General features: G+C 70.7%; 8 protein-coding genes. 3 read left to right on the forward strand and 5 right to left on the reverse strand.

Translation table 11 applies throughout. From position 1 onward, the window contains the following. Position 1: 1 nt before the first annotated feature. Together O7624_RS14315 and hemL are read right to left on the reverse strand one after the other, a co-directional pair. Positions 2-649 (reverse strand): histidine phosphatase family protein, encoded by a 648-nt coding sequence (locus O7624_RS14315; protein WP_282240362.1) that lies wholly within the window; start codon positions 647-649, stop codon positions 2-4. Between the two features lie 2 nt (positions 650-651). Next, on the reverse strand, positions 652-1,989 hold the full coding sequence (gene hemL / locus O7624_RS14320) for a glutamate-1-semialdehyde 2,1-aminomutase (protein ID WP_282240363.1): 1,338 nt from the start codon (positions 1,987-1,989) through the stop codon (positions 652-654). 139 nt (positions 1,990-2,128) lie between these two features. On the opposite strand from hemL, the gene O7624_RS14325 reads away from it, so the two are divergent. Beyond that, entirely contained in the window at positions 2,129-2,464 is a 336-nt protein-coding gene (locus O7624_RS14325; RefSeq protein ID WP_093403944.1) for an STAS domain-containing protein, read from the forward strand. A gap of 186 nt (positions 2,465-2,650) precedes the next feature. After that, on the forward strand, positions 2,651-3,901 hold the full coding sequence (locus tag O7624_RS14330; RefSeq protein WP_282240364.1) for an ISL3 family transposase: 1,251 nt from the start codon (positions 2,651-2,653) through the stop codon (positions 3,899-3,901). 135 nt (positions 3,902-4,036) lie between these two features. Here the strand turns inward: O7624_RS14330 and O7624_RS14335 are convergent, their stop codons facing one another. Next, positions 4,037-4,597, reverse strand: coding sequence for a response regulator (locus O7624_RS14335; RefSeq protein ID WP_093403943.1), 561 nt, complete (start codon positions 4,595-4,597; stop codon positions 4,037-4,039). Then, the gene (locus tag O7624_RS14340; protein ID WP_093404188.1) at positions 4,594-8,964 is read right to left on the reverse strand and encodes a HAMP domain-containing protein; all 4,371 of its coding nucleotides are present in this window, start codon (positions 8,962-8,964) and stop codon (positions 4,594-4,596) included. The genes O7624_RS14335 and O7624_RS14340 overlap by 4 nt, the downstream gene beginning before the upstream one ends. A gap of 154 nt (positions 8,965-9,118) precedes the next feature. Here O7624_RS14340 and O7624_RS14345 point away from each other — a divergent pair, with 154 nt between their 5' ends. Then, a complete protein-coding gene (locus O7624_RS14345) occupies positions 9,119-11,197 on the forward strand; it encodes a SpoIIE family protein phosphatase (protein WP_282240365.1) in 2,079 nt (692 codons plus the stop codon). A 49-nt stretch (positions 11,198-11,246) separates the two neighbouring features. Here the strand turns inward: O7624_RS14345 and O7624_RS14350 are convergent, their stop codons facing one another. Then, entirely contained in the window at positions 11,247-12,593 is a 1,347-nt protein-coding gene (locus O7624_RS14350; protein ID WP_282240366.1) for an FAD-binding oxidoreductase, read from the reverse strand. Positions 12,594-12,603: the final 10 nt, after the last annotated feature.

Here is a 12,603-nt window from a genome sequence, read left to right on the forward strand (position 1 = left end):
CTCAGGCCCCCTTGGCCGTCCGCGCCGTCGGCGACATCGCCACCAGGTGTGCGGCCGGTTCGGAGTAGCCGATGCCGACGATCTTGGCACCGTCGAAGTGGAAGGTGGTGAGGGAAGCCAGTGCACACTGCCGGCGACGCGGGTCGTGCCACAGCCGCTTGCGCTCCACGTAGCGGCGCAGCGTCCAGATCGGTAGCTGGTGCGAGACCAGGACGGCCTCCCGGCCCTCGGCGGCGATCCGGGCGGCGTGCAACGCGGCGAACATCCGCTCGGCGATGACCCGGTACGCCTCGCCCCAGGACGGGGTGACCGGGTCACGCAGCACCCACCAGTTGCGCGGGTCGCGGAAGGAGCCGTCGCCGGGCGAGACCTTCTTGCCCTCGAACCAGTTGGCGCTCTCGATCAGCCGCTCGTCCACTCCGACGGGCAGCCGGAACTGGGCGGCGATCGGCTCCGCGGTCTGCTGGGCGCGTTCCAGCGGGCTGGCCGCCACGTGCACGACCTCGCGTTCGGCGAGCCCCTGCGCGGCGGCCTTGGCCATCTGGACGCCCAGTTCGCTGAGGCGGAAACCGGGCAGCCGGCCGTACAGGATGCCGTCCGGGTTGTACACCTCGCCGTGCCGGAGCACGTGGACCACCGTCTTACTCACCGCTACCCCCCGTGACCTGCCGCTGCCGCCGCGTTGGCCGCCGTCGGCAGCGCGCCGGCGATCTGTTCCAGGGCGGCATCGTCGATCGCCGCCGAGACGAACCAGGACTCGAACGCGCTCGGCGGCAGATAGACCCCGGCAGCGAGCATCGCGTGGAAGAACGCCTTGAACGCCGGCACCTGCTGGGTGCGGGCGCTGTCGTAGTCCACCACGTCGGCATCGGTAAAGAAGATCGAGAACATGCTGCCCGCGTACGACAGCCGGTGCGGGACTCCGGCGGCGGACAGCGCGTCGGCGGCCAGCTTGCCCACGACGGCGGCGGTGTCGTCCAGCCGGCGGTAGAGCGCGTCGTCGGCGAGCCGCAGCGTGGTCAGCCCGGCCGCGCAGGCGAGCGGGTTCCCGGAGAGGGTGCCGGCCTGGTAGACCGGACCAGCGGGAGCCAGTCGCGACATGATCTCCGCGCGCCCGCCGAACGCCGCGGCGGGCAGGCCGCCACCCATGACCTTGCCGTACGTCCACAGGTCCGCCTCGACCGGATCGAGACCGTGCCAGCCGGCGCGGGAGACCCGGAACCCGGTCATCACCTCGTCGACGATCAGCAGTGCGCCGTGCGCGTGCGCGATCCGGGCCAGTTGCGCGTTGAACCCGTCACGGGGGGCGACCACGCCCATGTTGCCCGGTGCGGCCTCGGTGATCACCGCAGCGATGTGCTGGCCCTCGGCGGCGAAGGCGGCCTCGACGGCGGTCACGTCGTTGTAGGGCAGCACGATGGTCTCGCTGGCCGCCGCGCCGGTGACCCCCGGCGAATCGGGCAGGCCGAGGGTGGCCACGCCGGAGCCGGCGGCGGCCAGCAGCGCGTCGACGTGCCCGTGGTAGCAACCGGCGAACTTGATGACCTTTGAGCGACCGGTGTAGCCGCGCGCCAGGCGGATCGCCGACATCGTCGCCTCGGTGCCCGAGTTGACCAACCGGACCTGCTCGACCGGGGTACGCGCGACGATCTCGTCGGCCAGTTCGACCTCGCCGGGGGTGGGCGTACCGAAACTGGTGCCGTTCGCGGCGGCGGCCTGCACGGCCGCGACCACCTCTGGGTGGGCGTGCCCCAGGATCAGCGGCCCCCAGGAGCAGACCAGGTCGACGTAACGGCGACCGTCCGCGTCGTGGAGCCAGGACCCCTCACCTCGAACCATGAAGCGTGGGGTGCCGCCGACCGCCCGGAAGGCGCGCACAGGGGAGTTCACCCCGCCCGGCACGATGGCGCAGGCGCGGTCGAACAGGGCCGCTGAGGCCGGCGCGTCGACCGGGTAGCGGTCGGATCCGGCGGTAAACACCTCGGTCACGATGCCGCCATTGTGTCAGCGCCCGGCTGCGGATCGGCAGCCACCCCGGCCGGGGGTTACCGGGCTCACCCCCGGCACGCTGCGCGGGGACGGCACGCCTCGACAGGCCGGTCGACGGAGATCGCGATAGGCTGACCCGGTGGATCGTGCCGAACTGTCCATCACCGTACACCGAACGGGCGACGAAGCAGTCCTCCGCCTTGCCGGTGAGATCGACATGCAAACGGCCGCCCAGCTATCGACCGTCGTCAACGAGGTTCTCACCGAGCCCCCGCCCCGGATCGTCCTCGATCTCGGCGGCGTGACGTTCTGCGACTCGCAGGGGCTGGGCACCCTGGTCGTCCTCAGCCGCAAGGCCAGTCACGCGCAGAGCCTGCTCGTCCTGACCAACGTCGGCGAGTTCCTGCTGCGCGTCCTGGACATCACCGGCCTACGCAGCGCCCTGATGATCCGCAACGACACCCCCACCCCCTAACCCATCCCCACCCGGCCCGCCGCCCGCGCCCGCCCGCCGCCCGCGCCCGCCGCCGCGATCTTGCCCTTTCGGTCGGCTCTTCTGCTTGATGTGTGGGTGGTTGGTGGGTCGTTGACGGGCGCACGCCGTTGCTGGGCCTAGGTTCCGAGCTGTCTGAAGGCTTCGGTTCTAGGTGGTGGCAACGGCGTGCGTTCGGTCAGGTTATGGGGTCGGCTGCTGGGCGTCGAGCAGGTGGTGGTCGAGTCGGTGTGTCTTGATGCGGCGGGTGTGGTGGTGGTGTCGGTGCGTCCGTTGCGGCGGGCGCGGGGTCGGTGCGGGGTGTGCCAGCGGCGGTGTCCGGGTTATGACGCGGGTCGTGGGCGTCGGCGGTGGCGGAGCTTGGACGTGGGTGTGTGGCAGGTGTTCCTGGAGGCCGATGCGCCCCGGGTGCGGTGCCCGGTCCACGGGGTGGTGGTGGTGGCGGCGGTGCCGTGGGCGCGGCACGGTGCCGGGCATACTCGCCAGTTCGATGCGCTGGTGGGCTGGTTGGTGCGGCGGATGTCGAAGACCGCGGTGTGTCATCTGGTGCGGGTGGGGTGGCGCACGGTCGGGCAGATCGTGACCCGGGTGGTCGCCGACGCTGACGCCGCGGCCGGGGATCGCCTCGCGGGGGTGAGGCGCATCGGTATCGATGAGGTGTCGTATCGGCGGGGTCACAAGTATCTGACCGTGGTTGTTGACCATGACACCCGGCGGCTGCTGTGGATCGCTGAGGGCCGTGACAGTGCCACCCTGAGCCAGTTCTTCGACCTGCTCGGATCCGACCGGTGCGCCCAGATCAGCCTCGTCACCGCTGACGGCGCCGAATGGATCTTCTCGGCGGTCAGCCGATACTGCCCCCAGGCCCGCATCTGCCTGGACCCGTTCCACGTGGTCATGTGGGCCGGCAAAGCCCTGGACGCGGTCCGCGCCCAGGTCTACACCGCCGCCCGCAAAGCCGGGCAGAAAGCCCTGGCCCAGGGCATCAAAGGCGCCCGCTACGCGTTGTGGAAGAACCCGGCCGACCTGACCGCCTCCCAACAGGCGAAACTCGCGACCATCGAACACACCAACCAGCCGCTGTATCGGGCCTACCTGCTCAACCAGCAACTACGGCAGGTCTTCGCCGCCCCCGGAGGCGCCGACCGCATCACCCTGCTCGACGCCTGGCTCGACTGGGCCACCACCAGCCAACTCACCCCGTTCGTGGAACTGGCCTACCGCATCCGCCGCTACTGGCGCGACGACATCGCCAACACCCTGACCTACCGCCTGTCCAATGGACTCATCGAATCCACCAACACCAAGATCCGACTCCTCACCCGCATCGCCTTCGGCTTCAAGAACCCCCACGCCCTCATCGCCATGGTCAGACTCCACCTCTGCGGCTACGACCTACCCCTGCCCGGCCGAACATGACCCACACACCCGACCGGAGAGCCTTTCGGTCGTCCAAATGCCCCGGATTGCACCTTTCGTCGGGACAAAAACTGCAAGATCGCGGGGGCGGGCGGCGGGGTTGGGGGGTGTTGAGGGGTGGGGGTGGGTTGGGGGTTAGTCGGGGGTGGTGCCCCAGCGGGCTTGTTCGAGGAGGGCTACGGCGCGGGCGTGGGCCTCCGGGTCGTCGGCGTTGCGGAGCAGGGTGGTGGCTTCGTCGACGGCGTCGGTGAGCAGCCGCCACTGGGCGTCGCGTTCGCGCACCATCTCGGACTGCGCCGCCAGCTGGCGGGTCTTGGTCCACAACTCGACGAAGACGGAGACCTTGGCCCGCAGCACCCACGGATCGAACGGCTTGGTGAGATAGTCGACCGCGCCCGCCGCGTAGCCGCGCAGGGCCAGTTGAGCGTCCCGATCGGCAGCGGTCAGGAAGATGATCGGCACGTGCCGGGTACGCTCCCGCCGCTTGATGTGGCTCGCCGTCTCGAACCCGTCCATGTCCGGCATCTGGGCGTCCAGCAGGATCACCGCGAAGTCGTCCACCAGCAACTGCTTCAGCGCCGCCTCACCGCTCTCCACGGCGACCGACTGCACCGGCAGCCCCTGGAGGATCGCCTCCAGGGCCATCAGGTTCTCCCGGCGATCATCGACCAGCAGCGCCTTCGCCACCTGCGTCACGAGCCCTCCTCGGTACGGCTGCCACTGATCCAGGTGCCCATCAGCTCGATCAACTGGTCCAGGTCGACCGGCTTGGTGATGTAGTCGCTGGCTCCGGCCGCTATCGCTGACTCACGATCCCCCGGCATGGCCTTCGCCGTCAGGAACACGATCGGCAGGTCCGCGAACCGGTGATTACGCCTGATCTGTCGGGTTGTCTCGTATCCGTCCTGATCGGGCATCATTGCATCCATCAGGACGATATCGACCTCCGGGTGTTCGGCCAACAGGCGGACCCCGTCGGCGCCGTTGTCGGCGTACAGCACGGTCATTCCGTGCAGTTCGAGCGCGCTGGTCAGCGCGAAGACGTTACGCACGTCGTCGTCGACGATCAGCACGGTGGCACCGTCGAGCTGGCGGGTCTTCGGCGCCTCGGGCGCCTCCGACAGCAACTCCATCGGCGGCATCAACAACGACGACGGCAGACCCGCCCGCTGCGGTGACGGTGGCGCGGGTGCCACCACCGCGTCCGGCGCCAGTACGTCGGGCAGGTAGAGCGTGAACGTCGAGCCCTGGCCGGGTGCCGAGGCGACCGTGATCGTGCCCCCGATCAGCCGGGCCAGGTCACGGCTGATCGACAGGCCCAGCCCGGTACCGCCGTACCGGCGGCTGGTCGTCCCGTCCGCCTGCTGGAACGCCTCGAAGATCAGCGACAGCTTGTCGTCGGAGATCCCGATACCGGTGTCGATCACCGTGAAGGCGATCACCTGCCGGGCGTTTGTCAGCGCCGGTACGTCGAACACCGCGTGCTCCGGCGCCCGGGAGATCCGCAGGGTCACCGCACCGTTGTCGGTGAACTTGACCGCGTTCGACAACAGGTTGCGCAGCACCTGCTGAAGCCGCTGCGCGTCGGTCACCACGGCCGGCGGCAGGTCCTTGCCGATGCGTACCTGGAAGTCCAGGCCCTTCTCCTCGGCCTGCGGGGAGAACGCCTGTTCCACGTAGTTGCAGATCTCGGTGAACCGGACCTCGGTCGGCTCGACGTCCATCCGCCCAGCCTCGATCTTGGAAAGATCCAGGATGTCGTCGATCAGACGCAGCAGGTCCGACCCGGAGCCGTGGATCGTGCGGGCGAACTCTATCTGCTTCGGCGTGAGGTTCTGCTCGGAGTTCTCCATCAGCAACCGGGCCAGCAGCAGCAGCGAGTTCAGCGGCGTACGCAGCTCGTGGCTCATGTTCGCCAGGAACTCCGACTTGTACGCCGAGGCCCGGGTGAGCTGCTGCGCCTTGTCCTCCAGGCCCAGCCGGGCCAGTTCGATCTCCCGGTTCTGGGTCTCGATGTTCGCCTTCTGCTCCGACAGCAGCTTGGCCTTGTCCTCAAGTTCGGCGTTGGTCCGCTGCAACTCCGCCGACTGCTCCTGCAACTCGTGTGCCAGCCGCTGCGACTGCGCGAGCAGTTCCTCCGTACGCCGGTTCGCCTGAATGGTGTTGACCGCGATGCCGATGGTGGAGACCAGCCGTTCCAGGAACGACAGGTGCAGCTCGGAGAAGGGTGTGACGGTGGCGAACTCGATCACGCCGAGCAGCTCGCCCTCGAAGAGGACCGGCAGGACGACCAGGTCGGCCGGGGGCGTGTCGGCCAACCCGGACCGCAGGGTGATCCGGCCGTCCGGTACGGCTCCGACCCGGATGGTGCGCCGGGACAGGGCGGCCTGGCCGACCAGCCCCTCGCCCGGCCCGAAGGTCACGTCGTGCCCCCGGGAGACGTAGCCGTACGAGGCGGTCAACCGCAGCCGCATCACGCCCTCGGAGTTGTCCACCAGGAAGAAGGCACCCAGCTGCGCGTCGACAAGCGGAGTGACCTCCTGCATGATCATCCGGCAGACCTCGCCGAGATCACGCTGGCCCTGGAGCAGGCCGCCGATACGGGCGAGGTTGGAGTCGAGCCACCCCTGCTCGGCGTTCTTGTGGGTCGTCTCCCGCAGAGTGACGATCATCTGGTTGATGTTGTCCTTCAGCTCGGCGACCTCGCCCTGCGCCTTCACCGCGATCCGCTGGGTGAGGTCGCCCCGGGTCACCGAGGTCGAGACGCGGGCGATCGCGCGTAGCTGGGTGGTGAGCGTCGAGGCGAGCTGGTTGACGTTCTCGGTGAGGTCCCGCCAGGTGCCGCTGACGCCCTTGACCTGAGCCTGACCGCCCAGCTTGCCCTCGGTGCCCACCTCACGGGCCACCCGGGTCACCTCGTCGGCGAACGACGACAACTGGTCCACCATCGTGTTGACCGTGTTCTTCAGCTCCAGGATCTCGCCCTGCGCGTCGACAGTGATCTTCTGCGACAGGTCACCGTTGGCCACCGCGGTGGTGACCGAGGCGATGTTGCGGACCTGGCTGGTCAGGTTCGACGCCATCGAGTTCACGTTGTCGGTCAGGTCCCGCCAGGTGCCGGCAACACCGCGCACCTGGGCCTGACCGCCCAGCTTGCCCTCGGTACCCACCTCACGGGCCACCCGCGTCACCTCGTCGGCGAACGACGACAGCTGATCCACCATCGTGTTCACCGTCGACTTCAGCTCCAGGATCTCGCCCCGGGCGTCGACCGTGATCTTCTGGCTCAGGTCACCCTTGGCGACCGCCGTGGAGACCTGGGCGATGTTCCGCACCTGGGCGGTCAGGTTCGACGCCATCGAGTTCACGTTGTCGGTCAGATCCCGCCAGGTGCCGGAGACGCCCTTGACCTGAGCCTGACCGCCGAGGTTGCCCTCGGTGCCCACCTCACGGGCCACCCGCGTCACCTCGTCGGCGAACGACGACAGCTGATCCACCATCGTGTTCACCGTCGACTTCAGCTCCAGGATCTCGCCCCGGGCATCCACCGTGATCTTCTGCGACAGGTCGCCCCGCGCCACCGCCGTGGTCACCGAGGCGATGTTCCGTACCTGGCTGGTCAGGTTCGACGCCATCGAGTTCACGTTGTCGGTCAGGTCCCGCCAGGTGCCGCTGACACCCTTGACCTGAGCCTGACCGCCCAGCTTGCCCTCGGTGCCCACCTCACGGGCCACCCGCGTCACCTCGTCGGCGAACGACGACAACTGGTCCACCATCGTGTTGACCGTGTTCTTCAGCTCCAGGATCTCGCCCCGGGCGTCGACCGTGATCTTCTGGCTCAGGTCACCCTTGGCGACGGCCGTGGAGACCTGGGAGATGTTGCGGACCTGGCTGGTCAGGTTCCCGGCGAGCTGGTTGACGTTCTCGGTCAGGTCACGCCAGGTGCCGGAGACGCCGCGCACCTGGGCCTGACCGCCCAGCTTGCCCTCGGTACCCACCTCACGGGCCACCCGGGTCACCTCGTCGGCGAACGACGACAACTGGTCCACCATCGTGTTGACGGTGTCCTTGAGTTCCAGGATCTCGCCCTGCGCGGCCACGGTGATCTTCTGCGACAGGTCACCCCGGGCCACAGCCGTGGAGACCTGAGCGATGTTCCGCACCTGGGCGGTCAGGTTCGACGCCATCGAGTTGACGCTGTCGGTCAGGTCCTTCCAGGTGCCCGCTACGCCCGGCACCTCCGCCTGACCGCCCAGCTTGCCCTCGGTACCCACCTCCCGGGCCACCCGCGTCACCTGCTCGGCGAAGAGGCGCAGCGTGTCGGTGAGCGAGTTCATCGTGTCGGCCAGCTCGGCGACCTCGCCGCGCGCGCTGACGGTGATCTTCTGCGAGAGGTCACCCTTGGCCACCGCGGTCGCCACCTGGGAGATCGACCGGACCTGGCCGGTCAGGTTCGACGCCATGGTGTTCACCGAGTCGGTGAGGTCCTTCCAGGTGCCGGCGACGCCGCGGACGTCGGCCTGGCCGCCCAGCTTGCCCTCGGTGCCCACCTCCCGGGCCACCCGGGTCACCTCGTTGGAGAAGGACGAGAGCTGGTCGACCATGGTGTTGACCGTCCGACCGATCCGCAGGTACTCACCCCGCAGCGGGCGGCCGTCGATCTCCAGCGCCATGTGCTGGGTGAGGTCACCGTCGGCGACCGCCACGATGACCCGGGCGATCTCGGTGGTGGGTCGACCCAGGTCGTCGATCAGCGAGTTGACCGCCCGCTGCCCCTCCGCCCAGGAGCCGTCCAGCCCTTCCTCGTCCAGCCGCTCGGTCAGCCGGCCGTCGCGGCCCACGACCCGACTGATCCGGCGCAGATCCAGGTGCTGCCGCTCCTGGAGCGACACCACGTCGTTGAAGGCGTCCGCCACCTCACCGGCCGCGCCCGACCGCCGGGGCAACCGCACCTTGAGATCACCGCCACGGACCCGCCGTAGCGCCTCCGCCAGCTCGGTGAGGACCGCCTCGTGGTCGGCGGCGGAGGTCTCCGCGGTCACCGACTGTTTCGCCGTGGTCATCATTCCTCGCTCACCTCGGGGTACACCGGCTCCCACCGGCCACCCCATCATTGTCCCCGTGACCTCGAAAACGCCACGGCACGGCACGGTCCGACGGCAAAGCCCCGGTGGTGATCGGCTTGGCACTTCAGAGGTGTCGGTGGAGGATACGAGGGTGTCAGCGGAGGCGGGGCCCGCGGCGAAGACGGGCCCAGACGAGCACGCGCGGCGCGTCCGGCTTCCCGCCGACCGCCGTACACCGGCGGCCGCGCGCGCGGTCGTCCGGTCCGTGCTCGCGGAGGCGGACCTGGACGAACTGCTCAACGAGGCACTTCTGTTGACCACCGAGCTGTCCACGAACGCGGTCGAGCACGCCCGCACCGAACTGGACATCGAGGTCACCGCCGACCAGGCGGGGCTGACCGTCACGGTCTCCGACTTCGCCGCCGGCCCGGTCGACGAGCTGACCGTCGGCGTACGCAACCAGGCGACCGACATCGCCGAGGTCGCCGAACGGGGGCGTGGGCTGCTGCTGGTCGACCACTTCGCCAGCCGCTGGGGCACCACCTACCTGCGCACCGGCAAGGGCGTGTGGTTCCGGCTGGACCGGTCCGATCGGAAGGGCAAGGGACCGGCCACACCCGCGCCACCGGCGAGCGCCGCCCAACCGGACAGCGCCGGACAGACCGCCGTGCCCAGCCCCGGTGCGATGAACGCGCTGATGCAGACCACCCCCGACCCGTACGCCGAGGATCCGCTGCCGGACTTCGCCGCCGGCCTGCTGACCCGGGTGGCGGAGATGGTCGGCGCCGCCGGCGGGGTGGTCCGGCTGGACCGCGGCGACGGCCAGGGCACCCAGGTCCTCGCCCGGTACGGCCGCCAGCCCCGGGCCGGTAACGACCTGCTCCGGGTGCCGCTGGCCGTGCACCGCCCGTACGCCGGTGAGCTGGAACTGGACGCCGCGCCCACCGCGTACGCCCAGCCGCTGGCGGTGCTGACCGCCGAGCGGCTCTCGCTGCACCTGGAGAACGACCGGCTGCGCCGCGCGGACGTACGCCGGCAGGCCTGGCTGACCTTCCTCGCCGAGGCCAGCGAGCTGCTCGCCCAGTCGCTGGACGTGGAACTGACCATGGCACTCATCCCGCAGCTGGTGGTGCCCCGGCTCGGCCAGTGGTGCGCGGTGCACACCACCGACGAGTGGGGCCGGCTCCGGCTCGCGGCGGCCAGCCACGCCGACGAGTCGGTGCTGCCGCAGCTGCACGCCACGCTCCGCGAGGCCGGCCCTGATTCCATTTTGGCTCGGCTACGGGAGGCCAGCCGCAACGGCACCCGGACCCCGCTCGGCGCGCCGATGGAGGGCTTCGCCGTACCGTTGATCGCCCGAGGGCAGCGCCTCGGCACCCTGGCCGTCGGACGGCACCAGCGGCACCGGCAGGATCCGGACGAGATCGCGGTGCTGGAGGACGTGGCCCGACGGGCCGCCCTCGCCATCGAGAACGCCCGCATCCATGCCGAGCGCCGCCGGGTGGCCCAGACCCTGCAACAGTCGTTGCTGCCGCCGGTCCTGCCGGTGGTGGAGGGCATCGGCTTCGCCGCCGAGTACGTGCCGACCGGCGGGGACGTCGACGTCGGCGGCGACTTCTACGACGTGGTGCCGCTGCCGGACGGGCGCTGGCTGGTGGTGATCGGCGACGTCTCCGGCAAGGGAGTGCAGGCGGCGGCGGTCACCGGGCTGGTGCGGGACGTCATCCGGGTGCTGGCCGGCGACGGCAAGCCGCTGCCCGAGGTGCTGGCCCGGCTCAACGAGACACTTGTGGATCGGGGTGCCGGCCGCTACTGCACGCTGGCGTTGGCGGCGGTCGGGCCGGGTGAGGGCGACCGGCTCGACGTCGGGCTGCACCTGGCTGGGCACGACCGGCCGGTGCTGCTGCGATCCAGCGGCGGACCGGCCGCCTTCGTCGGCACCGGTGGTACCGCGCTCGGGCTGCTCGACACGATCGCCTCCCCCACCGCGCAACTCGCCCTCGCCCCGGGTGACTGCCTGGTCTTCTACACCGACGGGGTGACCGAGCGTCGCCGGGGCCGGGAACTGTTCGGCACCGGGCGACTGCGCGACGCCGCCGCGCCGCTGGCCGGTTACTCGGCGGACGTGGTGGCGGCCCGGTTACGCTCCACCGCGATCAACTTCTCGGTCGAGGAGCCCCGCGACGACATCGCCATCCTCGTCCTCCGCAACGACGCGCTGCCGGACTAGCGCGCGCCGGCCAAGGATCTCGACACCGCCAACGATCCTGGACACCGGCCTAGAGGCCGCCGGGCAGGCGGCCGGGGGCGAGGCGGTGGGTCGGGTCCAGGTGCTGCTTGACGGCGCGTAGCTGGGCCAGATCGGCCCGCTCGCCCCACAGGTCGACGGTACGGCGGACGGCCGGCGGGGCGGCGAGCACCACGCACCGGCCCTGTCGGGCGAGCAGCACGCCACGCACCGCGGCCAGGATCGACGCGACCCGGCTCGGTGCCATCGCCCCGGGGAGGGCGGCGTGCACCACGCCGAGCCCGGCCGAGCCGCGTACCGGCACCGGCCCACCGGCCGCGTCGCGCAGGGCGTAGACGGCGGCGTGCAGATCGGTCATCGGCACCTCCAGCCGCAAGGCCGTGTCGCCGGGGGCGAAGGGGTAGCTGCGCCACCACGGTGGCGCCGTCCGGGCGACCCCGGTGCTGGAGCCGAAGAGACCGATCAACCGGTCGGTGCGCTCCGCCACCTCCGCGGGGCCGCCCTCCAGGAGCACCACCAGCGAACCGGTGCCCGCCGGGCCGGTCGACGCGCGCCCGGTCATCGACGGGTGCAATGCCATCGACTCGGCACGGCGGTCCCTTCGTGGGCGACAGCCGGCGTCGACCGGCAGATCGAGCTCGATCGCGGCCGGGTCGAGCCGGGCCGCGAGCACCGCCCGGATCAGGTCGTGCACCTCCAGCGGGGTCCACACCGGCCGGGTCACCCAGACCCGGGCGGCCGGCACCGCCTGCACCCGCAGCGTCGCGCTGACCAGCACGCCGAGTGCTCCCTCCGAGCCGCACAGCAGTCGCGCCTCGGCCAGCCCGGCCGCCCCGCCGCCCGCCTCGGCCAGCTCACCGTCGGCAGCCAGGTAACGCAGGCCGACGAGCTGATCGCAGGCGGTGCCGTGCCGGTGACGCAGCGGACCGGCCTCGTCCGCCGCCAGCACTCCGCCGAGCGTGGCACCGGGTGAGGGAGCGTCCAACGCGAGCCGCCGGCCGGTGCGCTCCAGGGTGGCTTGTACCGCACGCAGCGGCGTACCGGCGCCGATCTCGGCAGTGCCCCGGTCCGGCGACTGGTGGCCGATGCCGGCCAGTCTCCCGGTGTCGAGCATGATGTCGACCCGTTCGGGCGGCGCACCCCAGTCGATCTTGGTGCCGGCCCCTCGGGGCACCACGCTCAGGTCGTGCCGGGCGGCCAGTCGCAACACCTGCGCAGCCGCGTGCGGACCACCGGGCACCGCCACCCAGCGGGCCGTGCTCCCGGCCACCTCGTCGGCGGGACCGGCGCGGCGCGCGAAGCGCGGACCGCAGATCTCGCTCAGTCGGCGGGTGATGTCGCGGACACCGGACGTACCGGCGGGAGGGGGTGACACCATGCCGGTGATC

It is taken from the genome of Verrucosispora sp. WMMD1129, from assembly GCF_029581255.1.
GTDB lineage: Bacteria > Actinomycetota > Actinomycetes > Mycobacteriales > Micromonosporaceae > Micromonospora > Micromonospora sediminimaris.